This is a genomic window from Microbacterium trichothecenolyticum, from assembly GCF_030818955.1.
GTDB lineage: Bacteria > Actinomycetota > Actinomycetes > Actinomycetales > Microbacteriaceae > Microbacterium > Microbacterium trichothecenolyticum_B.
Genome location: NZ_JAUTBF010000001.1, coordinates 799,476 through 822,628 on the forward strand (window position 1 = coordinate 799,476; position 23,153 = coordinate 822,628).

General features: G+C 68.5%; 17 protein-coding genes, 4 tRNA genes and 1 pseudogene. 14 read left to right on the forward strand and 8 right to left on the reverse strand.

Features of this window, described 5'->3' with window-relative positions:
• The first annotated feature begins 131 nt into the window (after positions 1 to 131).
• A complete protein-coding gene (acnA, locus tag QE412_RS03850) occupies positions 132 to 2,972 on the forward strand; it encodes an aconitate hydratase AcnA (protein WP_307480370.1) in 2,841 nt (946 codons plus the stop codon).
• 282 nt (positions 2,973 to 3,254) lie between these two features.
• Complete coding sequence (gene dxs / locus QE412_RS03855; RefSeq protein WP_307480371.1) at positions 3,255 to 5,204, forward strand: 1-deoxy-D-xylulose-5-phosphate synthase; 1,950 nt, start codon at positions 3,255 to 3,257, stop codon at positions 5,202 to 5,204.
• A 369-nt stretch (positions 5,205 to 5,573) separates the two neighbouring features.
• On the opposite strand, the gene QE412_RS03860 is transcribed toward dxs, so the two are convergent.
• The 4 genes from QE412_RS03860 to QE412_RS03875 all read right to left on the reverse strand — a co-directional run bounded on the left by QE412_RS03860 (position 5,574) and on the right by QE412_RS03875 (position 10,768).
• Complete coding sequence (locus tag QE412_RS03860; protein WP_307480374.1) at positions 5,574 to 7,712, reverse strand: 3-hydroxyacyl-CoA dehydrogenase NAD-binding domain-containing protein; 2,139 nt, start codon at positions 7,710 to 7,712, stop codon at positions 5,574 to 5,576.
• Positions 7,709 to 8,917, reverse strand: coding sequence for a thiolase family protein (locus QE412_RS03865; protein ID WP_307480376.1), 1,209 nt, complete (start codon positions 8,915 to 8,917; stop codon positions 7,709 to 7,711). Before QE412_RS03865 ends, QE412_RS03860 begins: the two co-directional genes overlap by 4 nt.
• A 71-nt stretch (positions 8,918 to 8,988) precedes the next feature.
• Positions 8,989 to 10,185 (reverse strand): ribonuclease D, encoded by a 1,197-nt coding sequence (locus tag QE412_RS03870; protein ID WP_307480378.1) that lies wholly within the window; start codon positions 10,183 to 10,185, stop codon positions 8,989 to 8,991.
• Positions 10,178 to 10,768, reverse strand: coding sequence for a DUF3000 domain-containing protein (locus tag QE412_RS03875; RefSeq protein WP_373426525.1), 591 nt, complete (start codon positions 10,766 to 10,768; stop codon positions 10,178 to 10,180). Before QE412_RS03875 ends, QE412_RS03870 begins: the two co-directional genes overlap by 8 nt.
• A gap of 25 nt (positions 10,769 to 10,793) precedes the next feature.
• Here QE412_RS03875 and QE412_RS03880 point away from each other — a divergent pair, with 25 nt between their 5' ends.
• Positions 10,794 to 12,011 carry an alpha/beta hydrolase family protein gene (locus tag QE412_RS03880; RefSeq protein ID WP_307480384.1) on the forward strand — a complete coding sequence of 406 codons (1,218 nt, stop codon included), beginning with the start codon at positions 10,794 to 10,796 and terminating at the stop codon, positions 12,009 to 12,011.
• A gap of 15 nt (positions 12,012 to 12,026) precedes the next feature.
• On the opposite strand, the gene QE412_RS03885 is transcribed toward QE412_RS03880, so the two are convergent.
• Together QE412_RS03885 and QE412_RS03890 are read right to left on the reverse strand one after the other, a co-directional pair.
• Positions 12,027 to 12,467, reverse strand: coding sequence for a SufE family protein (locus QE412_RS03885; protein ID WP_307480386.1), 441 nt, complete (start codon positions 12,465 to 12,467; stop codon positions 12,027 to 12,029).
• 47 nt (positions 12,468 to 12,514) lie between these two features.
• Positions 12,515 to 13,417: a sulfurtransferase gene (locus tag QE412_RS03890; protein ID WP_307480388.1), complete on the reverse strand. Its 903-nt coding sequence runs from the start codon at positions 13,415 to 13,417 to the stop codon at positions 12,515 to 12,517.
• Positions 13,418 to 13,536: 119 nt separating this feature from the next.
• On the opposite strand from QE412_RS03890, the gene zapE reads away from it, so the two are divergent.
• From zapE to QE412_RS17665, 4 genes are all read left to right on the forward strand, one after another.
• Positions 13,537 to 14,574, forward strand: a complete 1,038-nt coding sequence (zapE, locus tag QE412_RS03895; RefSeq protein ID WP_307480390.1) for a cell division protein ZapE — start codon at positions 13,537 to 13,539, stop codon at positions 14,572 to 14,574.
• 166 nt (positions 14,575 to 14,740) lie between these two features.
• On the forward strand, positions 14,741 to 16,018 hold the full coding sequence (locus tag QE412_RS03900; protein ID WP_307480392.1) for an ammonium transporter: 1,278 nt from the start codon (positions 14,741 to 14,743) through the stop codon (positions 16,016 to 16,018).
• 221 nt (positions 16,019 to 16,239) lie between these two features.
• A complete protein-coding gene (locus tag QE412_RS03905) occupies positions 16,240 to 16,764 on the forward strand; it encodes a type II toxin-antitoxin system PemK/MazF family toxin (RefSeq protein ID WP_307480394.1) in 525 nt (174 codons plus the stop codon).
• Between the two features lie 174 nt (positions 16,765 to 16,938).
• Positions 16,939 to 17,166: a hypothetical protein gene (locus QE412_RS17665; protein ID WP_373426526.1), complete on the forward strand. Its 228-nt coding sequence runs from the start codon at positions 16,939 to 16,941 to the stop codon at positions 17,164 to 17,166.
• A 149-nt stretch (positions 17,167 to 17,315) separates the two neighbouring features.
• On the opposite strand, the gene QE412_RS03915 is transcribed toward QE412_RS17665, so the two are convergent.
• Positions 17,316 to 17,391: transfer RNA gene (locus QE412_RS03915), tRNA-Val, on the reverse strand.
• Between the two features lie 163 nt (positions 17,392 to 17,554).
• Here QE412_RS03915 and QE412_RS03920 point away from each other — a divergent pair.
• The 5 genes from QE412_RS03920 (at position 17,555) to QE412_RS03940 (ending at position 19,298) form a co-directional block, all read left to right on the forward strand.
• Positions 17,555 to 17,627: transfer RNA gene (locus QE412_RS03920), tRNA-Gly, on the forward strand.
• Positions 17,628 to 17,692: 65 nt separating this feature from the next.
• Positions 17,693 to 17,763: transfer RNA gene (locus QE412_RS03925), tRNA-Cys, on the forward strand.
• A 27-nt stretch (positions 17,764 to 17,790) separates the two neighbouring features.
• Positions 17,791 to 17,865, forward strand: a tRNA-Val gene (locus QE412_RS03930).
• 401 nt (positions 17,866 to 18,266) lie between these two features.
• The gene (locus QE412_RS03935) at positions 18,267 to 18,722 is read left to right on the forward strand and encodes a PPOX class F420-dependent oxidoreductase (protein WP_307480396.1); all 456 of its coding nucleotides are present in this window, start codon (positions 18,267 to 18,269) and stop codon (positions 18,720 to 18,722) included.
• Between the two features lie 192 nt (positions 18,723 to 18,914).
• Positions 18,915 to 19,298 carry a DUF7882 family protein gene (locus QE412_RS03940; RefSeq protein ID WP_307480398.1) on the forward strand — a complete coding sequence of 128 codons (384 nt, stop codon included), beginning with the start codon at positions 18,915 to 18,917 and terminating at the stop codon, positions 19,296 to 19,298.
• A gap of 15 nt (positions 19,299 to 19,313) precedes the next feature.
• Here the strand turns inward: QE412_RS03940 and QE412_RS03945 are convergent, their stop codons facing one another.
• Positions 19,314 to 20,465 carry an SLC13 family permease gene (locus QE412_RS03945; RefSeq protein WP_307480400.1) on the reverse strand — a complete coding sequence of 384 codons (1,152 nt, stop codon included), beginning with the start codon at positions 20,463 to 20,465 and terminating at the stop codon, positions 19,314 to 19,316.
• 9 nt (positions 20,466 to 20,474) lie between these two features.
• Between QE412_RS03945 and thrS the strand changes: the two are divergent.
• A pseudogene (gene thrS / locus QE412_RS03950) lies at positions 20,475 to 22,537 on the forward strand (threonine--tRNA ligase).
• Complete coding sequence (locus QE412_RS03955; protein WP_307480402.1) at positions 22,534 to 23,100, forward strand: HIT family protein; 567 nt, start codon at positions 22,534 to 22,536, stop codon at positions 23,098 to 23,100. Before thrS ends, QE412_RS03955 begins: the two are co-directional and overlap by 4 nt.
• Positions 23,101 to 23,153: the final 53 nt, after the last annotated feature.

Here is a 23,153-nt window from a genome sequence, read left to right on the forward strand (position 1 = left end):
TTATCTTGACATCAAGATAAATCCGTCCCCCCGAGCGGTTAGGTCGACCTTCCTGGAATCGACCTCGCGGCGCGGGGAAGATGGAGAAATGCGGGCCGACGCCTGCGCATTCGCCGACGAAGGAGACGATCGTGTCCACGGTTGACAGCTTCGGTGCCAAGAGCACCCTGACGGTCGGCAGCACCGACTACGAGATCTTCCGGATCGACACGGTCGCCGGTCACGAGAAGCTCCCCTTCAGCCTCAAGGTGCTGCTCGAGAACCTGCTGCGCACGGAAGACGGTGCCAACGTCACCAAGGAGCAGATCGAGGCCCTCGGTTCGTGGGTTCCCACGGCCGACCCCGACACCGAGATCCAGTTCACGCCCGCCCGCGTGGTCATGCAGGACTTCACCGGTGTGCCCTGCATCGTCGACCTCGCCACCATGCGCGAGGCCGTGACCGCCCTCGGCGGCGACCCCAACAAGATCAACCCGCTCTCCCCGGCCGAGATGGTCATCGACCACTCGGTCATCGCCGACCTCTTCGGCAGCGAGAACGCCCTCGAGCGCAACGTCGAGATCGAGTACGAGCGCAACGGTGAGCGGTACCAGTTCCTCCGCTGGGGCCAGACGGCGTTCGACGACTTCAAGGTCGTCCCCCCGGGCACCGGCATCGTGCACCAGGTGAACATCGAGCACCTGGCCAAGGTCATCTACGACCGCACGGTCGACGGCGTCCTGCGCGCCTACCCCGACACCTGCGTGGGCACCGACTCCCACACCACCATGGTCAACGGCCTCGGCGTGCTCGGCTGGGGCGTCGGCGGCATCGAGGCCGAGGCCGCCATGCTGGGCCAGCCCGTGTCGATGCTGATCCCGCGCGTCGTCGGCTTCAAGCTCTCGGGCGAGATCCCCGCCGGCGTAACGGCCACCGACGTGGTGCTCACCATCACCGACATGCTGCGCAAGCACGGCGTGGTCGGCAAGTTCGTCGAGTTCTACGGCGAGGGCGTCGCCTCGGTGCCGCTCGCGAACCGTGCGACCATCGGCAACATGAGCCCCGAGTTCGGCTCCACCGCCGCGATGTTCCCCATCGACGACGTCACGCTCGACTACCTGCGCCTCACCGGTCGCGACGAGCAGACCGTGGCGCTCGTCGAGGCGTACGCCAAGGAGCAGAAGCTCTGGCACGACCCGGATCGCGAGCTCGTGTTCAGCGAGTACATGGAGCTCGACCTCGGCACGGTCGTCCCCTCGATCGCCGGCCCCAAGCGCCCGCAGGACCGCATCCTGCTCTCCGAGGCGAAGTCGCAGTTCGAGAAGGACATCCTCAACTACGCCGGCGGTGCGGTCTCCGACTCGCTCGTCGACCTCGAGGTCGACGGCACGTTCCCGGCCTCCGACCCCGGTTCGGTGCCCGGCGAAGAGCACGAGCACGTCACCGAGAGCGAGGTGCTCATCTCGTCGGGCCACCCCGCGAACGCCTCCAACCCGGTCAAGGTCACCACCCCCGAGGGTCAGTCGTACCTGCTCGACAACGGTGCGGTCACCCTCGCGGCGATCACCTCGTGCACCAACACCTCGAACCCCTCGGTCATGATCGCGGCGGGCCTTCTCGCCAAGAACGCCGTCGACAAGGGCCTGAAGCGCAAGCCCTGGGTCAAGACGACGCTCGGCCCCGGGTCGAAGGTCGTCACCGACTACTACGAGAAGTCCGGCCTCGACAAGGCGCTCGAGGGCCTCGACTTCTACACGGTCGGCTACGGCTGCACGATCTGCATCGGAAACTCCGGTCCGCTCATCGAAGAGGTCTCCGAGGCGATCAACGAGAACGACCTCGCCGTCACCGCCGTCCTCTCGGGCAACCGCAACTTCGAGGGTCGCATCAGCCCCGACGTGAAGATGAACTACCTGGCATCCCCGCCGCTGGTCGTCGCTTACGCTCTCGCGGGCTCGATGAACTTCGACTTCGAGACCGACGCCCTGGGCAAGGATCAGAACGGCAACGATGTCTTCCTCAAGGACATCTGGCCGGCCCCCGACCAGGTGCAGACGATCATCGACGCGTCGATCTCGCGCGAGCAGTTCATCCAGCAGTACGCCACCGTCTTCGAGGGCGACGAGCGCTGGAAGAACCTCCCCACGCCGACCGGTCCGGTCTTCGAATGGGATGCCGACTCCACCTACGTGCGCAAGGCTCCCTACTTCGACGGCATGTCGATGGAGCCCTCGCCGGTCACCGACATCACCGGCGCGCGCGTCATGGCGACGCTGGGCGACTCGGTCACGACCGACCACATCAGCCCGGCCGGCAACATCAAGGCGGGCACCCCGGCCGCGCAGTACCTCACGGAGCACGGCGTTGCGCAGAAGGACTTCAACTCGTACGGCTCGCGTCGTGGCAACCACGAGGTCATGATCCGCGGCACGTTCGCCAACATCCGTCTGAAGAACGAGCTCACGGCCGCCGTCAACGACGGCACGGTCGTCGAGGGTGGCTACACCCGCGACTTCACACGCGAGGGCGGCCCGCAGTCGTTCATCTACGACGCGAGCCAGAACTACCAGGCGCAGGGCACCCCGCTGGTGATCTTCGGCGGCAAGGAGTACGGCTCGGGCTCGTCGCGCGACTGGGCGGCCAAGGGCACGAACCTGCTCGGCGTGAAGGCCGTCATCACCGAGAGCTTCGAGCGCATCCACCGCTCCAACCTCATCGGCATGGGAGTCGTCCCGCTGCAGTTCCCCGCCGGTGAGAGCTGGAAGTCGCTGGGCCTCGACGGTACCGAGATCGTCTCGATCGAGGGCATCGAGCAGCTCAACGAGGGCGTCACGCCCAAGACCGTGAAGGTGACCGCCGAGCCGAGCGAGTTCTCGCCCGAGGGCAAGCAGACCGTCACGTTCGACGCGATCGTGCGCATCGACACCCCGGGTGAGGCTGACTACTACCGCAACGGCGGCATCCTGCAGTACGTGCTGCGTTCGCTGGTCTGATCACGCCGAACCGTCCGAGCGCCCGTCCCGATCGTCGGGGCGGGCGCTCGCGCGTCGCCGCATGGCATCCCATCGACAAAGGCTCGCTCGACGCCGGAACGCTCTCCGCCCCATGTCATCGGGGCGGCGGGGCTTCTCTCGCGGACCATCGGATGCCGGTGGGCACCGCGTCGAGACCAGCATTCGTCGTGCCCCGCAAGCCGTTGCCGGGACCTCCGCAGGTGCCGAGACTAGAATCGACCCGTACGCGCGTCCCCGCGCGCACCGCACGAGAGGAGTCGTATGGCTCTCCTACCCGGCATTCACGGACCCCGTGACCTCGACGATCTGAGCCCCGACCAGCTGCGTCAGCTGGCGGCCGAAGTTCGCGCGTTCCTCGTCGAGAACGTCGCCCGCACCGGCGGCCACCTCGGTCCCAACCTCGGCGTCGTCGAGCTGACGATCGCCCTGCACAAGGTCTTCGACTCACCCGCCGACCCCATCATCTTCGACACGGGACACCAGTCCTACGTGCACAAGATGCTCACGGGCCGACAGGACTTCGCGAACCTCCGTTCACGCGGTGGCCTCGCGGGCTACCCGCAACGCTCCGAGAGCGAGCACGACATCGTCGAGTCCTCGCACGCATCCAGCTCGCTGAGCTGGGCCGACGGCGTCTCGCGGGCCTTCCACCGCACCGGCCGACGTGACCGTCACGTCATCGCCGTCGTCGGTGACGGCGCGCTCACCGGCGGCATGACGTGGGAGGCACTGAACAACATCAGCGACGACAACGACCGCAACCTCGTCATCGTCGTCAACGACAACGGTCGCTCGTACGCCCCGACGATCGGTGGCATGGCGCGCTACCTGAACCGTGTGCGCACGAACGACGCGTACCGCACGCTGCACCGCGGTTCCGACACGCTCTTCCGCCGCCTCGGACCCGCTGCGCGCGCGGTGTACCGCGGTGTGCGCGGTGGCACCCACGGCTTCCTGTCGCGCTTCACGAACAACGAGGCGCTCTACAGCAACCTCGACATCAAGTACCTCGGCCCGATCGACGGACACGACTTCGACGTGCTGCTGGAGACGCTCGAGCTCGCCAAGTCGTACGGCGCTCCGGTCATCGTGCACGCCATCACCGACAAGGGCAGCGGGTACGCGCCTGCCCTCAGCGACACCGCCGACCAGTTCCACGCCGTCGGCAAGATCGACCCGATCACGGGCGAAGCCGTAGGCTCCGGCGGCGGCACGCAGTGGACCGACGTCTTCGCCGAGGAGCTCACCGCCGTCGGCGCCGAGCGCGACGACGTCATCGCGATGACCGCCGCGATGCTGCGCCCCACCGGCCTGCAGCAGTTCGCCGAGCGTTTCCCGGAGCGCGTGTACGACGTCGGTATCGCCGAGCAGCACGCCGTGGCATCCGCCGCCGGTCTCGCCTTCGGCGGCCTGCACCCGGTCGTCGCGATCTACGCCACCTTCATGAACCGCGCCTTCGACCAGGTCATGATGGACGTCGCCCTGCACAAGGCCGGCGTGACGTTCGTGCTCGACCGCGCGGGTGTGACCGGCCCCGACGGCCCGAGCCATCACGGCATCTGGGATCTGGCGATGCTGCAGCTCGTCCCCGGCATCCGCATCGCTGCTCCCCGCGACGCGGCGCGTCTGCGCGAAGAGTTCCGCGAGGCGACGGCCGTCGAAGACGCGCCCACCGTCGTGCGGTATCCGAAGGGCAATGTGCCCACCGATGTCGAGGCGATCGAACGTCTCCCCGACGGCGTCGACGTGCTCGCCCGCGGGTCGAGCGAGGATGTGCTGCTGGTCGGCATCGGTCCGATGGTGCACCTGGCGCTCGAGGTCGCGGAACGCCTGCGCGCCCAGGGCATCGGCGCGACGGTCATCGACCCGCGGTGGGCGATCCCCGTTCAGCCGTCGGTCATCGACCTCGCTCGCGAGCACCGTCTCGTCATCACCATCGAAGACGGCATCCGCGTGGGCGGCGTCGGTACCCGCGTGCGCCAGGTGCTGCGCGAGGCCGGCGTCGACACGGCGGTCGACGAGCTCGGCATCCCGGATGAGTTCATCGACCACGCGACGCGCGAGCAGATCCTCGAGGATGCCGGGCTCACGGCATCCAAGATCGCGCACGACGTGGTGGCACAGGTGCTCGGCACCCGTATCCCGGTCGCCCGGCAGACGCCGACGGGCTCGATCCCGACGATCGAGGAGTGGGAGAAGTCCCGGCCGTAACGCCGGAGACGCCCGCATAACAGGCGATCGCGCCAGAACAGGCCCCAGCACTCCCCACGCCCTGCTCTGGCACGACAGGCTGCGCCCACCGAGCTCGCACGCTCCCGCACCGCCCCGCGCGAAACCAGGGGATCACTCCAGAACAGGCCGCACCGGCTCCGCGCCACCCTGTTCTCGCGCGATCACCTGCGCCCGCCGACCCAGGCAACCCCGGGCGCCGCCCCGCGCGAAACCAGGGGATCACTCCAGAACAGGCCGCACCGGCTCCGCGCCACCCTGTTCCCGCGCGATCGCCTGTCTCCACCGACCACCGCGACCCCGCGAAACACAGCGGCGCCGTCCCGAGGAACGGCGCCGCTGTGCCGGGGGTCAGCCGTCGACGCCGCGGATGGGCGGGTGGTGGAACATGTCGCCGAAGGCGCGCTCCGACGCGCCCTCGCGGTCGAGGTAGGGCGAGGCCCCGCCGTCGATGAACGGCCAGCCGGCGCCGAGGATGAGGCACAAGTCGATGTCCTGCACCTCGGGAACCACGCCCTCATCGAGCATGATCTTGATCTCCTGCGCCAGGCCGTCCTGCACGCGGGCGAGGATCGTCTCGGGCGCCACCGGGGTCTTGCCGGTGACGAGCACCTTCTGCGCGGCCTTGGTCCAGCCGGTCACGCGGCCGCCTTTGTCCTTCTCGACGACCTCGGGCAGCGCCGCGAGCTCGTGGAAGTTCTCCGACGCGAAGAACCGGTCGGGGAAGGCGTGCGCCATCGTGTCCTGCACGTGGGCGGCGACCTTCCAGCCGACGAGGTCGATGAGCTGGAACGGGCCCATCGGCAGGCCGAGCGGCGCGAACGCCTTCTCCACCGTCGCGATGGGGGTGCCCTCGTACACAGCCCGGGCTGCCTCGCCCATGACTTTCGCCAGCAGGCGGTTCACGACGAAGCCCGGGGCGTCGGCGGTGAGCACCGCGTTCTTGCCCAGGCCCTTGGCGACCACGAAGGCGGTGGACAGCGCCGCGTCGGACGTGGCATCCGTCTTCACGACCTCGATGAGCGGCATGACCGCGACCGGGTTGAAGAAGTGGAAGCCGACGAGGCGCTCGGGGTGCTGCAGCACGGAGCCGATCTCGGCGACCGACAGCGACGACGTGTTCGTGGCGAGGATGGCGTCGTCCGCGACGATTCTCTCTACGCCTGCGAACACGTCCTGCTTGACCCCGACCTCCTCGAACACTGCCTCGATGACGAAGTCGCAGTCCGCGAACTCGCTGCGATCGGTCGTCCCGTGCACGAGGGCTCGCAGCTGGTTCGCGGTGTCGCCGTCCAGACGACCCTTAGCCTCGAGCTTGCCGATCTCCTCGTGAATGGATGCCACGCCCTTGTCGACGCGGCCCTGATCGAGGTCGGTGATGATCACGGGCACCCGCAGCTTCCGCACGAACAGCAGCGCGAACTGCGACGCCATGAGCCCCGCACCGATGACGCCGACCTTCGTGACCTTCTTCGCGAGCGCCTTGTCGGGAGCTCCGACCGGACGCTTCGCGCGCTTCTGCACGAGATCGAAGGCGTACATGGATGCCGCGAACTGGTCGCCCGAGATGAGGTCGGCGAGAGCCTCGTCCTCGCGGGCGAACCCCTCGGCCTTCGTGCCGCTCTTGGCCTTGTCGAGCAGGTCGAGCGCGACATAGGGGGAGCGGGGGACGGTACCGATCTTCGACTCGAGCATGTTGCGAGCCATCTTGATCGCGATGGGCCACTTCGTGAGGCGCTCGAGCTTGCCCGGCTCGTTCTTGCGCTCGACGCGCACGCGGCCGGTGAGCACGCCATCGGCCCAGCGCAGCGAATCCTCGAGGTAGGAGGCCGCCGGGAAGATGGCATCCATGATCCCGAGGTCGAACGCCTGCTGCGGCTTGAGCATGCGGTTCTGCTTGAGCGGGTTCGAGACGACGACCTCGAGGGCGTTCTCGATGCCGATGAGGTTCGGCAGCAGGTAAGCGCCGCCCCAGCCGGGGATGATGCCCAGGAACACCTCGGGCAGCGCGATCGCGGCCGCCGAGGCGTCGACCGTGCGGTAGGTCGAGTTCAGCGCGATCTCGAGGCCGCCGCCGAGAGCGAGGCCGTTGACGAACGCGAACGACGGCACGCCCAGGTCGGACAGCGAGCCGATAACCTGGTGTCCGCGCTGCGCGATGAGGCGCGCGATGTCTTTCGACGGCAGCTTCGCCACGTCCGACAGGTCGGCGCCGGCGGCGAGGATGTACTGCTTGCCGGTGATCGCCACCGCGTGGATCTCACCCGCGGCCGCACGCTGCTTCAGCGTCGCGAGGGTCTCGCCGAGCTCGGCGAGCGTCGCGGGCCCCAATGTGTTCGGGCGCGTGTGGTCGCGCCCGTTGTCGAGGGTGATGAGCGCGAGCACGTTGCCCGAGGGCAGGCGCACGTCGCGGACGGGGGAGTGGGTGACGACCTCGCCGGCCGTGAGGGCGTCGAGCGGCGTGAAGTCGATGGTCGAGTAGTCGGTCACTTGCGCTTCTTCTTTCCGTCGAAGAACGGGTTCTCCCAGATGACCGAACCTCCCTGCCCGAGACCGACGCACATCGCGGTCAGGCCGTACCGCACGTCGGGACGCTCGGCGAACTGCGCGGCGAGCTGGATCATGAGACGGACCCCGGATGCCGCCAGCGGATGGCCGACGGCGATGGCACCGCCCCACGGGTTCACGCGCGGGTCATCGTCGGCGATGCCGAAGTGATCGAGGAGCGAGATCACCTGGATGGCGAACGCCTCGTTCAGCTCGAACAGGCCGATGTCGTCGATCGTCAGGCCGGCCTTCTTCAGCGCCTTCTCGGTCGAGGGGATCGGGCCGATGCCCATGATCTCGGGCTCGACGCCGGCGAAGGCGAACGACACCATGCGCATCTTGGGCGCGAGGCCGAACTCCTTCACGGCGTCGGCGCCGGCGAGCAGGCTGATCGTCGCGCCGTCGGTGAGGGGCGACGAGGTCCCCGCGGTGACGCGACCGTGCGGACGGAACGGCGTCTTCAGCGTGGCGAGGCCTTCGAGGGTCGTCTCGGGGCGGCGTCCCTCGTCCTCGGTGGCGAGGCCCCAGGCGCCGTCGGCGTTCTTCACGGCGACCGGCACGAGGTCGGGCTGGATCTTGCCCGCCTCGTACGCCGCCTGCACCTTGTGTTGGCTGGCGACACCGAAGCGGTCGGCGCGCTCCTTGGTCAGATGGGGGAACCGGTCGTGGATGCGCTCGGCCGTCACGCCCATGTTGAGGGCGCCCGGGTCGACGAGCTTCTCGGCGACGAAACGGGGGTTCGGGTCGACGTTCCCGCCGATGGGGTGACGCCCCATGTGCTCGACGCCGCCCGCGAGCGCGAGGTCGTACATGCCGACACCGATCGACGCGCCCATCGTGGTGACGCTCGTCATGGCGCCGGCGCACATGCGCTCGATCGCCAACCCGGGAACGGTCAGGGGCAGTCCCGCGAGGATCGCCGCCGTGCGTCCCAGAGTGAGTCCCTGATCACCGGTCTGCGAGGTCGCGGCGATCGCCACGTCGTCGATCCGGTCCTTCGGCACATCGCCGTTGCGCTCCATCAACCCGATGATCGCCTTGACCACGAGGTCGTCGGCGCGGGTGTTCCAGTACATGCCCTTCTCGCCGGCGCGCCCGAAGGGGGTACGCATTCCGTCGACGAAGAAGACGTCCGTCATCTCGGCCACTCTGCCTCCATTGTTTGGGATGTCCCCAGCCTAGGAACTGGGCGTCGGCAGGTGGAATCGGTTGTTCGAACCTACGAATCCGCGCCCGGAGCCGGGTCGACCGCGTTGCGGGAAGCTACAAAGCTATCGACGATCACCTGTGCAGTCTGCTCAATCTGCCACTGCCGGGCGCCAAGCTCCGCGAGAGCTGCGCCGACCGTCCCGACCGTCACTTCGGCGGGCGGCGACCAGGCCACACGCCGCAGTATCTCGGGTGTCAACAAGTTCTCGGTCGGCATATGCAGTTCTTCTGCACGTGCCTCGACGGCGGGCCGTGCAGCCTTCAGCCGCGCGTCGGCTTCGGGGTTACGGTCGACCCACGCCCGCGGCGGAGGGAGCGTGTCACTCGGCACCCGATCGGCGGGAAGATCGGTGGTCTCTCGGCCGGCCACGATCGCGTTCCACCAGCGGTCCAGCTGCGTGCGGCTCGCGCGTCCGTTGAAGTCCTTCACGCCGGCGAGTACTTGCTTGCTCGCCGGGTCGGCGAGGACCGCGGCGACGAGAGCGCGGTCGGGTACGAGGCGCCCCGGCGCGACGTCCTGCTCGCGCGCGTAGTCCTCTCGCGCCTGCCACAGCGATCGCGCAACCGCGAGGGCTTTGCGTCCCCGTACCGCGTGTAGCCCGCTGAGGCGGCGCCAGGGGTCGTCGCGGGGCGGTTTGGGCAAACGCTCCAGGACCGCCTGGAACTCCTGGCGAGCGAACTCGGTCTTGTGCTGCTCTTCGAGCTCGGCGACGAGCACGTCGCGCACGTCGATGAGGTGCTCGACGTCGAGAGCGGCGTATTCGAGCCAGGATGCCGGGAGGGGCCGCGTCGACCAGTCAGCCGCCGAGTGCGCCTTGGCGAGCGTGATCCCCAGCGTGTGCTCGACCACGGCGCCGAGCCCGACCCGCTCGCGGCCGAGCAGACGCGAGCCCAGTTCGGTGTCGAAGATGAGCGGCGGCTCGAGTCCCCGCTCACGCAGGGAGGGAAGATCCTGGCTCGCCGCGTGGAACACCCATTCGGTGTCTCCGATGGCCGCCTGCAGGGGGCCGAAATCGTCGATGGTGGACGGATCGAACAGGAAAACGCCCGCCTGGCGACGGAACACCTGAATGAGGTACGCGCGCTGAGAGTAGCGGAAGCCGGATGCACGTTCGACATCGACGGCAACGGGGCCGGTGCCCGCGGCCAGCTTCTCGCAGGCGGCGCTCAGCCCCGCGGCATCCTCGATGACGACGTACTCAACCACGCGTGGGCCTCCGGGCTCCGAGAACAGCGACACCCTCCGACCCCGGCGGGAGTCCGGCGAGCATGCACACAAGCTCCGCCCACGCCTCGAGGTGCGGACGGAAGGGACCGCGCGGCGTCCATGACGCGCGAAGCTCGATCTGCGACCCCTCGCCCTGTGCGGCGAGGGCGCCGAAGCCGGTGGAGAGGGTCTTGGTGGCGGTGCCGGACTCGGAGTGGCGCTCGGCGCCGCGCGAGTCGAGGGCATCGATGAGCCACGACCAGGCGACCTCGGCGAGCAGGGGATCGACGCCGATCTCCGGCTCGAGGGGCGCCTGTGCGAAGCACACGATGCGCCAGGCTCCGCCCCAAGGCTCGGGCTCCTCGGGGTCGTGCAGCAGAATGAAGCGGCCCGTGCCGAACGGGGAGTCGGTCGCGTGCGCCTCGGGCCGCACGTCGCCGGCCAGGGCGAGAGCGAACGGGGCGAGACCCGCGGGAGCGGGGATCTCGCGCACCACCAGATCGTCACGGAACGTCGTCGCGCGAACCTCGTCGGCCGCGCGCGCGAACGGGCCGGCGGCGTCCGCGGGGCGCTGGTCAGTCACGGCCACAGACTAGAGTGAGGCCACGATGAACGCTTTCAGGCGCGCCGCGGGTCCCCGCGCATCGCGGCGATCGATCGCCGGTGTGCGGATCGCCCTGTCCTCCCTCTCGGTCGCGTTCGGGCTGTCCTCCGCAGCGCTGGCGGCAGTCTCACTGCGCGTCGCACGCACCGTGGTCACACCGGCGGGCCGCGTCCCGAACGTGCGGATCGTCTCGCTCGATGCCGCAGCGCAAACGATCACCCTCGAGCGCACCCCTGACACGGCCCTCCCCGGTCGCTACGGGCTGTTCACCGTGGGCAGCGCCGACTACCTCCGGCTGGGTGCGGTGGTCGGGGGAGACGAGTCGACCGTCACGCGCAAACTCCTCACCCACGTGCCCGCCGACGGCGACCTCGCCCCCGAGGCGGCTTTCAGCGGGTGGTACTTCGACCAGCCGGAGCAGCTTCACCTCCCGTACCGATCGGTGACCATCCGCACCGCGGTCGGTCCGTGTCCGGCATGGGAGTTCCCGGCCGCGCACGACACCGACGTCTGGGTGATCCAGGTGCACGGGCGCGGGACCACGCGGGCCGAGACGCTGCGGGCCGTGCCCGTCTTCCACGACCTCGGCATCACGAGCCTCGTTGTCTCGTACCGCAACGACGGCGAGGCCGCGCGCAGCCGTACGGGCACCTACGCGCTGGGGGCGACAGAGTGGCGGGATCTGGATGCCGCGATCGGCTACGCCCGACGAAACGGTGCACGTCGTGTGATTCTGATGGGGTGGTCGATGGGCGGCGCCCTGGCCTTGCAGGCGGCATTCGACTCCCCGCACGACGACGTCATCGCGGGCCTCGTGCTCGAGTCGCCCGTCGTCGACTGGCGCACCGTGCTCACGTATCAAGGCCGCATGATGAAGCTGCCCGCACCGGTGTCGCGGTTCGCGCAGTACCTTCTCGGGACCGCCTGGGGCGCCACTCTCCTCGGCAGCGGCGCGCCCATCCCGCTCGACCAGCTGGACGGCGTCGCCCGCGCGGGCGAGCTGCGCGAACCGGCGCTGATCCTGCACAGCGACGACGACGGGTTCGTACCCGCCGACGCCTCGCACGCCCTCGCGGCGGCGCGCCCCGACCTGGTCACCATGGAGACCTTCGAGATCGCGCGGCACACCAAGCTGTGGAACTACGACGAGACGCGCTGGTCGGATGCCATTCGCACCTGGGTCCGCGCGCGCGGACTGTCCCGCGAGGATGCCGACGCCTGAGAGCGCCGGACGGTCTCAGGCTCCGCGCTTGGCGCGCACCTGGCGCTTGGCGCGCATGAGCATGCCGGTCATACCGGCGATGCGCAGCGGGCTCACCGCGCGGGTGAGGCCGATGCTCTGCGGGAAATCGTCGGGTACCGCGAGCATCTCGTCGGCTGTGAGCCCGGTCAGTCCCTGCGCGAGGATGCTCGCGAAACCTCGGGTGGTCGGCGCCTCGGCCGGTGCGGTCGCGTGCATCGCGACACGGTCGTCATCGTCGACCGTGACGATGATGTAGACCGGCGACTGGCACTCCGCGACGCGTTCGCACATCTCGGGGTGGTCGGTGTACTCGGCGGGCACCGCCGGCAGCTCTTGCGAGAACTCCAGCAGCAGCTGCAGGCGATCGGGCTCGTCGAGCTCGAGGAACTCCTCGCGGATCTCGGCGAGGCGGGCGGGGAGGGCGTTGTCGGACATCTCCGTCATCCTCCCACGCCCTCACCCGCCGGGATCGACGCGCGAGCTCAGCGCCCCGGAACCTCGCCGGGCTCGGCTCCCGTGACGATCGGCACGCGCACCGCGCTGCCCCACTCCGTCCACGAGCCGTCGTAGTTGCGCACGTCTTCGAAGCCCAGGAGGTGCTTCAGCACGAACCAGGTGTGGCTCGATCGCTCACCGATCCGGCAGTACGCCACGACCTTGTCGCCGTCGCTCAGTCCCGCACCGTCGCGGTAGATGGCATCCAACTCTTCGCGTGACTTGAACCCGCCGTCCTCGGCGACGGCCTTGGCCCACGGGACGCTCTGAGCCGTCGGGATGTGTCCGGCGCGCAGCGCACCCTCTTCGGGGTACGCGGGGGCCGACGTGCGCTCGCCCGAGTACTCCTCGGGGGAGCGCACGTCGATGAGCGGGTTGCCGAGATGCGCGAGCACGTCTTCCTTGTACGCGCGGAGCACGGAGTCGTCGCGCTCGACGACGGGGTAGTCGGTGCGCGCGGGCGTGCTGGCATCGGTGGTCAGCGGCCGCCCCTCGGCGATCCACTTGTCGCGGCCGCCATCGAGCAGGCGCACGTCCTCGTGCCCGAACAGCGAGAAGACCCACAGGGCGTACGCGGCCCACCAGTTGTTCTTGTCGCCGTAGATCACGACGGTGTCGTCACGGGAGATGCCCTTGCGGCTGAGGAGCTTCGCGAAGCCCTCTCCGTCGACATAGTCGCGCACGATGGGGTCGTTGAGCTCAGTGTGCCAGTCGACTTTGACCGCTCCCGGGATGTGCCCGGTCTCGTACAGGAGCACGTCTTCGTCGGACTCCACGACGACGAGGCCGGGCTGGCCCAGGCGTTCCTGGAGCCACTCGCCCGTCACGAGCCGGCCGGGCTCGGCGTAGGCGGCGAACTTGTCGGACGTGGTGTCGAACTCGACGGTCACGGGAGTCTCCTCGGTCGGGGCGGGCGATGCAGCGGCATAGGGTGGACACCGCACCTTTGACCCTAGATCGGGCCGTCGGGGCACGCACTCCTCCCGTAAGACTTGGACACAGGACGGCCATGACCTCTACGCCCGCGACGACCGGCCTCATCCATCTGACCGAGCGCGAGCCCGCCGTGTCGGGGGCCGAGATGGTGAACGCGCTGGTGCCGCCGCCGCAGTTCGACGGCGCGACGTTCGAGTCCTATCGAGCGGATGCCGCTTACGCGTCGCAACAGGAGGCGAAAGAGCTGCTCCAGGCGTTCGCGGGCAGGCAGTCGACGCCGGCGAAGAAGGGCGGTTTCTTCCGCCGCGCCGAGAAGACGCCGCCGGTCAAACCGGGGGTCTACCTCGACGGCGGATTCGGCGTCGGCAAGACCCACCTGCTCGCCTCGATCTACCACGCGATGCCCGCCCGCCGGAAGTACTTCGGCTCGTTCATCGAGTACACCGCCCTCGTCGGGGTGCTCGGGTACGCCAAGGCCGTCGAGCTCTTCCGCGGCAGCGACCTGCTGTGCATCGACGAGTTCGAGCTCGACGATCCGGGCGACACGATGGTGATGACCCGTCTGCTCGGCGAGCTGGTGGCATCCGGGACCCGCCTCGCCGCGACCTCGAACACTCCGCCGAACGCCCTCGGAGAGGGGCGGTTCGCCGCTCAGGACTTCCTGCGCGAGATCCAGTCGATGTCGGACAGCTTCCGAACGATCCGCATCGACGGCACCGACTTCCGTCAGCGCGCCATCGACGGCGAGGCCCGCGTGCTCAGCGAGGACGAATACCGGGATGCCATCGAGGGCGCCGCTGCCGGGGGAGTGGCATCCGATGACGCCTTCCTCGACCTGATCGGTCACCTGGCCCGGGTGCACCCCTCGCGCTTCATCCGTCTGATCGACGGCCTCGACACCATCGGGTTGCGCGACGTGCACGTTCTGCACGACCAGTCGGCGGCCCTGCGTCTGGTCGCATTCGTCGACCGCGCTTACGACGCACAGATCCCGATACGAGCCACCGGCGCGCCGTTGAGCAGCGTGTTCAGCGACGAGATGCTCGCGGGCGGCTACCGCAAGAAGTACCTGCGGGCCATCTCGCGCCTGGTCGCCTTGACGCATTCATAGAGGCAGCTCATCGTCGGCTCACGGATTCACGAAACGTGATCTTTACAAACTCGACCCCTACGTAACGCGCCTGTAACACAACGCGAACGCCGACGGTAACCCGCGATGGGAACACTGAGAGAACCCGACGCTACACCTGCGTCCCCGCAGAGAGGTTCCCTCCGAGATGGATCAAGGCAACACCGCATTCATCCTGTTAGCAGCCGCCCTGGTGCTGCTCATGACACCAGGACTCGCATTCTTCTACGGCGGCCTCGTCAAGGCCAAGAGCGTCATCAGCATGATGATGATGAGCTTCGGCGCCATGGGCCTCATCGGAGTCCTGTGGGTGCTGTACGGCTACTCGATCGCTTTCCCCGCCACCGAGGCCGGCACCACGCAGTTCCCCTGGACGATCGACACCGCCGACTTCGGTCTCGCGAGCGCGATGACCATCCCTGACGGCGCCACCTACCCGCCCCTGGCCTTCGTCGCGTTCCAGGCAACGTTCGCCATCATCACCGTGGCGCTGGTCTCAGGCGCCATCGCCGACCGCGCCAAGTTCGGCTCGTGGATGATCTTCGCGGCCATCTGGGCCACGGTCGTCTACTTCCCCGTCGCGAGCTGGGTCTTCAACTTCGGCCTCAACACCGAAGACGGCTCGTTCTCGTACGGCGGCTGGATCACGCACGGCCTGCAGGACGTCTTCGGCGTCGGCGCGATCGACTTCGCCGGTGGAACCGCGGTGCACATCAACGCCGGTGCGGCGGCTCTCGCCCTCGCCCTGGTGCTCGGCAAGCGCGTCGGCTTCCAGAAGGGCGCTCACGTCCCCCACAACCCGCCGTTCGTCCTGCTCGGCGCGGGCCTGCTGTGGTTCGGCTGGTTCGGCTTCAACGCCGGCTCCGAGCTCGCCGCCGACGGCACCGCCGCGCTGGCCTTCGTGAACACCATCGCGGCTCCCGCCGCAGCCCTGCTGTCGTGGCTGATCGTCGAGAAGATCAAGGACGGCAAGCCCACCTCCGTGGGTGCCGCTTCGGGTGCCGTCGCCGGTCTCGTCGCGATCACCCCCGCGTGCGCCGCTCTGACGCCGTTCTGGGCGATCATCCTCGGCCTCCTCGCGGGTGTCGTCTGCGCCCTCGCCATCGACCTGAAGTACAAGCTCGGCTTCGACGACTCACTCGACGTGGTCGGTGTCCACCTCGTCGGTGGTCTGCTCGGAACGCTGTACATCGGCTTCTTCGCGACCAACACCGGCCTCATCAACAGCGGCTCGTTCAACCAGCTGATCGTCCAGGCGATCGCCGCCTTCGCGGTCCTCATCTACTCGTTCGTCCTGGCCTTCATCATCGGCTTCGCGATCGAGAAGACGATCGGCTTCCGCGTGAAGAACGAAGACGAGATCGCCGGCATCGACACCGTCGTGCACGGTGAAGAGGGCTACGTCCTGAGCGACGCCCGCGCCTGATACCGCTTCACCCCCGAACGGGGCGTCACCGATTCGTCGGTGGCGCCCCGTTCGCCGTGAGCGGGTGCACTCGCCCGCACGGTCGCACGCGATCAGCACCGCGTCGCCTCGCGGTCGATGACGCGCTCCGTCTGTACCCGTCACGCCGCATCCGGTGTGCGGATGGCCGGGGTAACGGGATGCCACGACTCCGCGGAACGCGGTTGCCTAAGGTGTGAGGTATGGGAACCGCCTCTCGTCTCGTGTCGGCCGTGCGGGGGATCTTCCGTACGGTCTCGCCCTCCCGCCCGGCCGCACCCCCGACGACTCAGCACCGCTCCGCCGGTTCACCGGCGCCGACTGTCGGGCAGACGGTCGAGATCGACCCGCCGCGTCGCCTGACGATCACGTACGCGCCCCAGCGTGACAATGCGCCCGACGGCGGTGAGATCGTGTGGACATGGGTGCCCTACGAAGAGCGGGACGGTCGCGGAAAGGACCGCCCCGTGCTCGTCATCGGACGAGCGGATGCCACCCACTCGTACGCTGTGCGCTTGACGAGCAAGCCGCACGACGGCGACCGACAGTACCTCGCACTGGGCACGGGGGAGTGGGACCCCCAACGACGCCCGTCGTGGGTCGACGTCGAACAGGTCTACCTCGTGCACGACACCGGCATGCGTCGCGAAGCCGCCGCACTGGACCGTCAGCGCTTCGACGCGATCGCGGCAACGCTGGCGGCCCGGTACGGGTGGCGCCGAGGATGACGAAGCAACCTCACCCACGCTGACGGATCGCTGCGTCGAACGCCTGCGTCAGCCACGGGATGAAAGACGCCGCGCCGCTCGCCGTGAGGTGGTCGGAGTCACGTAGGCAGCGCCACCGCCGCGGACGGGGGGGCAGACCTTCGCGTCGCGGGAGACGTCGGTCACGTCCACCACGTGCGCGTCATGAGCGTGCGCGTGCGCGCCCTGACCCGCCGCGCAGAGGAACGGTTCGCCCTCAGCCTCGTCCGACCGACGACGCCCCGTGGGAGGGGGACACACCGCCGGTACTGGACGCGCGTGTGCGCAGCCCTGGGCCGGGAATGGTCGGAGGACGACGACGAGATCGACTTCGAACGCTTCTGCGTCGTGTGGCCGCCCGAGAGGGCCGACGTGAGGGCCTGAGGTGGGAGCGTCGACGACGACCTCCGTGATGATGCGGCGGGATCTCCCGGTTGTGGCCTGCGCTTTCGCGGGGAGCGCTCCACATTCGACCCACGGAACCGCACTGACGTACACGAGGAAGAATGGCCCCGACTGACAAGGGGTTTCTGTGGTGGGCGATGCCGGACTCGAACCGACGACCTCTTCCGTGTGAAGGAAGCGCGCTACCAACTGCGCCAATCGCCCGCATCCCGAACGGGACTCATCGATCGTACCGGATGCCGAGGAGTGCTTCGAACCACATCGACCCCCGAGAGTGGAGACACGCGCGGGCCGCGCCCCGTTTTGCGCACGCGCTCAGATCGGGTAATGTCTTACGAGTGCTCGGGGCAAGCCCCGGGAACGAAATGCGGATGTAGCGCAGTTGGTAGCGCACAACCTTGCCAAGGTTGGGGTCGCGAGTTCGAGTCTCGTCATCCGCTCGAGTGGAGGAATCTCTGTACGGTCAGCCGGCAGAAGATTACGACACGTGGGTCGAACCACACACGGTGGCGTGGCCGAGCGGCTAGGCACCGGCCTGCAAAGCCGTTTACACGGGTTCGAATCCCGTCGCCACCTCAACTCACAAGAGAACAGCCTGTATAGGCGCGATTGGCGCAGCGGTAGCGCGCTTCCCTGACACGGAAGAGGTCACTGGTTCGATCCCAGTATCGCGCACCATATAAAACCCCCGGCTCGCCGGGGGTTTTTGCGTTGCCTCGGTCTTCTTCCCGGGTGGGAACAGCGGCGCCGTAGCGCACATCCGCCCGGCGTACGTCCCAACCCCCAGGCGGCCCGAGACGCCATGGTGCGCGCGGCCGATCGGTTTCGAACGAGACGCACTTGCGTGGACGCCGAACGCTCCGCATTCGGGCCGCCAGGATGTCTTTTCGTGAGCAGGGAGACAACGGCGTCTCCCTCGCAACCGGGCGAAGACTGGAGACTCCCGCCCCAGGCAGGGGGTGCCGAGGGGGCGGGGCGGGAGTCCTCAAAAGGATACACGATTGTCCCCCAAATGGGGGACACGAGCCTGGAGCCCCGCGCCCATCCGCACCCACGTCGACACGGGCGAGCGTGAGGCGATGGCGCAACCCTCCGACGCGCGTCCCGGACAGCGCTACCGTGAGGACCTGAGCGTCCCCGACACCCGCTGGCGCGAGATCGCGGCATCCCCCTTCGTCTCGCTGGGCACCTACCGCAAGAACGGCGACGTCGTCGCCGTTCCCGTGTGGATCGCCCGTGAGGGCGACGAACTCGTCGTGACGAGCGAACGCAACACCGGCAAGGTCAAGCGCCTGCGCAACGACGGGCGGGTGACGCTGCGCCCGTGCAGTCGGATGGGTGCCGTGGCGCCCGACGCCATCACGGTCCAGGCGCGCCCTCGCATCGCCGCCGCGGCACCCGAAGACCGCCGAGCCGATGCCGTCCTGCACCGCAAGTACGGTCTGCAGTATCGACTGATCCTCGGGTTCGAGGCTCACGTGCGTCGGGTGCAGCACAAACCGGGCGACCGGGTCATCATCCGGATCTCGCGCTGACGACGCGCTCGCTCCGGACGTGCGGCGCAGGGAGCTGGCCGGATACCGCATGCCGTCGCAAAGGGGGTTTGTCGAACCCGACGATCCGCGAGACTTTATCGAGGAAAGATGCGGTCGACACCCCCCGGCTACCGCGTTCGACATTCTCGCCCAGGGATGCGCGGCCCCGGTTCGTCGACCCGTGAGGATCTCATGGGCAAATTCATCTACGACAACAACATCAAGGTCGACTTCGAAGACCGTCTTCTGGCGCACCTTCAGGCCGTGATCCTCGCCAAGGTCCGCCGTGGGGAGAGCTTCCCCTTCACGTGGAAGGACGACATCAGCACCGGCGGCGGCCGCACGACGGTGTACATCCATCCGCATGTGTCACTCGTCTTCAAGTTCCACGGCAGCCGGACGCCGCAGCTGAGCACGCCGTGGTTGCACGCGCTGACCTACAACGCCAATTCGGGCCGTGGGCTGTACATCGTGACCGAGCCCGACGACTTCGCCCCCCGCGAGAGCACGCGGCGCGAGGAGATGGTCTTTCGTGAGGTGCCCCACGGTGAGGAACCCCCGGCCCAGATCAGATGAAGGCTGGAGCCCCTGTCACAGCGCGAGCGGCAGAACTCCGAGCAGCAGGATCAGCGGGGCGATCACGGCGCCGAGGGCGATGAAGCGGCTCCACCGCACCTCGACGCCCGCGGCACGCAGGCGCTCGTGCCACAGAAGCGTCGCCAGCGATGCCCACGGCGTCACGATGGGCCCGGCGTTGACGCCCACGAGCAGGGCCGCCAACCGCGCGGGAGAGCCCGCGACGGACTCCAGCGCCAGGTAGGCGGGGAGGTTGTTGATCCCGTTGGCCACCAGAGCACCCACACCGGCCACCTGCCACAGTGCGCGGAGGTCGTCGCCCGTGCCGGCGAGCAGCGCGGTGATCCGCCCGATGCCGAGCGCCTCCAGCGCGCCGACGGCCAGGAACAGTCCGCCCGCGAAGACCAGGAGCGACCATGGCACGAGACGGATGCCGAGCGCCCGGGGCGCGCGCCACGCGAACACCGCGACGAGTACGACGGCGGCACCGAGGGCCGGCATCCACGGTTCGAGTCCGATCACCAACAGCGGCAGCAGAGCGAAAGTCACCACGCCCGACACCCGCAGCAGCACCGGATCCGACACGGTGGGGGACGCGGCATCCGGGTACGTTCTCGGCAGGCGACGCAGGAACACGAGCGTCAGCACCACCACCGACACCGCGATCACGATCAGCGCCGACGGCCCCAGCATGGCGAGGAAGGCCACGGGGTCGTGCCCGCCGCCCAGCGCCTCGGATGCCAGCAGGTTGGTGAGGTTGGACACGGGCAGCACGAGCGAGGCGGTGTTGGCGAGCACAACGGTGACGAAGGCGAAGGGCAACGGATCGAGCCGACGCGCGACGGCCATCGAGACGACCACCGGCGTCAGGAGGACGGCCGTGGTGTCGAGCGAGAGGAATGCGGTCGCCACCGTGGCCAACCCCACCACGAGCACCCACAGCGCCGCGGTTCGCCGCCGCGCGAGCCGGGCGAGGCGTGCGGCCACGACGTCGAACAATCCGGCCTTCGATGCGAGCTCGGCGACGACCGTGACGGCGACGACGAAGAGCAGGATCGGCCATACCCGGTCGGCGACTTCGATGGCGTGATCCGCGGGGAGAACGCCGGTGAGCAGCGCGACGATGCCGAGGATCCAGAGCACGCCGCCGATGATGGCCAGAGTCACCGCTCCACTATGGGGCACCGCGCGTGCAATGCGGGCCACGCCCCGCCGGGTAGCCTGGAACGCGACCCTTTCAGGAGATGTGCTGTGACTGATTTTCCCGCCGATGGCTTCGCCCTCTTCCCCGACCGTTCGGTTGTCGCCCTGCGCGTCAACGGGGAGTTGAAAGACCTGGCCACGACCGTGACGGCCGATGACCAGGTCGAGCCGGTGACCATCGACAGCGCGGACGGGCTCAACATCCTGCGGCACTCCACGGCGCACGTGCTCGCGCAGGCAGTGCAGCGTGTCAAGCCCCAGGCGAACCTCGGCATCGGCCCGCCGATCACCGACGGCTTCTACTACGACTTCCAGGTCGACGAGCCCTTCACCCCCGACGACCTCAAGGTCATCAAGAAGGAGATGGAGCGCATCGTCCGCGAGAACCAGCGCTTCGTGCGCCGCGTCGTCAGCGACGACGAGGCCCGCACCGAGCTCGCCGACGAGCCGTTCAAGCTCGAGCTCATCGGGCTGAAGGGCGGGTCGGCCGAGGCCGCGGAGGGCGCCTCGGTCGAGGTCGGCGCCGGCGAGCTGACCATCTACGACAACGTCACCCGCGACGGCGAGACCGCCTGGAAAGACCTCTGCCGCGGACCCCACGTGCCCGGCACCCGTCTCATCGGCAACGGCTGGGACCTCACCCGCATCGCCGGCGCCTACTGGCGCGGCAGCGAGAAGAACCCGCAGCTGCAGCGCATCTACGGCACCGCCTGGCCCACCAAAGACGAGCTCCGCGCCTATCAGCAGCGCCTCGAAGAGGCTGCCAAGCGCGACCACCGCAAGCTCGGCAAAGAGCTCGACCTCTTCTCGTTCCCCGACGAGATCGGCTCGGGCCTGAGCGTCTGGCATCCGCGCGGAGGCATCATCCGCGGCGAGATGGAGCAGCACGCCCGCCGTCGGCACATCGAGGGCGGCTACACCTACGTGTACACGCCGCACATCTCGAAAGAAGACCTCTTCCTCACCTCGAACCACCTCGTGACGTACAGGGACGGGATGTTCCCGCCGATCGTCATGGATGAGGAGCGCGACGCCGACGGGCATGTCACCAAGCAGGGCCAGGACTACTACCTGAAGCCCATGAACTGCCCGATGCACATCCTCATCTACAAGGAGCGTGCGCGCAGCTACCGCGACCTGCCGATGCGCCTGGCCGAGAACGGCACCGTGTACCGCAACGAGCTCTCGGGCGCCCTGCACGGCCTGACCCGGGTACGGGGTTTCACCCAGGACGACTCGCACCTGTTCGTCACCCCGGAACAGCTCGAGTCCGAGGCGACGCGCGTGCTGGAGTTCGTCATCTCGATGCTCCGAGACTTCGGTCTCGACGACTTCGAGCTCGAACTGTCGATGCGCGACGACGAGAAGTCGAAGTGGATCGGCAGCGACGAGTTCTGGGAGTACTCGACCAACGCCCTGCGCAACGTCGCCGTCGCCTCGGGTCTGAAGCTCACCGAGGTGCCCGGCGAAGCCGCCTTCTACGGCCCGAAGATCGACCTCAAGACCCGCGGGATGCCATCGGCCGCACCTGGCAGCTGTCGACGGTGCAGGTCGACCCCAACCTGCCCGAGCGCTTCGGCTTGGAGTACACCGGACCCGACGGCGAGAAGCACCGCCCGATCATGATCCACCGCGCCCTGTTCGGGTCGATCGAGCGCTTCTTCGCGATCCTGCTCGAGCACTACGCCGGCGCCTTCCCCGTGTGGCTCGCGCCCGTTCAGGTCGTGGCCGTGCCGGTGGCCGCCGAATACGGCGACTACCTGCAGGACATCGTCGCCGACCTCACGACCAAGGGCGTCCGCGCCGAGACCGACCACAGCGACGACCGCATGCAGAAGAAGATCCGCACGCACACCACGCAGAAGGTGCCGCTCATGCTGATCGCCGGCGAGCAGGACCGCTCGAACGGCACGGTCTCGTTCCGCTTCCGCGACGGCACGCAGCTCAACGGCATCCCCGTCGACGAGGCGGTCGCCCGCATCACCGGCGCGATCGCGGCCCGCACGCTCGTGAACACCGCGGAGGACCTGGCGTGACGAACGACCCGGATGCCGTCGCGGCCGATGAGTCGTCGCTCGTCGATGCCGCGACGCTTCCGGGCGTGCCCGACGAGTTCCAGCGCCTGTGGACGCCGCACCGTATGGCGTACATCTCAGCGGGCCGCGAGCCCATGGAGCAGAACTGTCCGTTCTGCGCGGCACCCGACAAGTCGGACGAGGACGGCCTGATCGTCGCGCGCGGCACGACCGCGTACGTCCTGCTCAACCTCTTCCCGTACAACTCCGGCCACCTACTCGTCTGCCCGTACCGCCACATCGCGACCTACGACCAGGCGACCGACGAAGAGGTGGCCGAGATCGGCGCCCTGACCCAGCGCGGCATGCGGGTGCTGCGGGCGACCTCGCGCTGTGAGGGATTCAACCTGGGTATGAACCAGGGGGCGATCGCCGGCGCGGGCGTCGACGCGCACCTGCACCAGCACATCGTGCCGCGGTGGGCATCGGACGCCAACTTCTTCCCCATCATCGCCAAGACCAAAGCCTTGCCGCAGCTCCTGGGCGACGTTCGGCGCACGGTGGCGGAGGCCTGGGGGGCCTGAGGGCGTTATCCACAACCCCTCGGCACGCACGCCGACCGGTGGCTAGCGTGAGT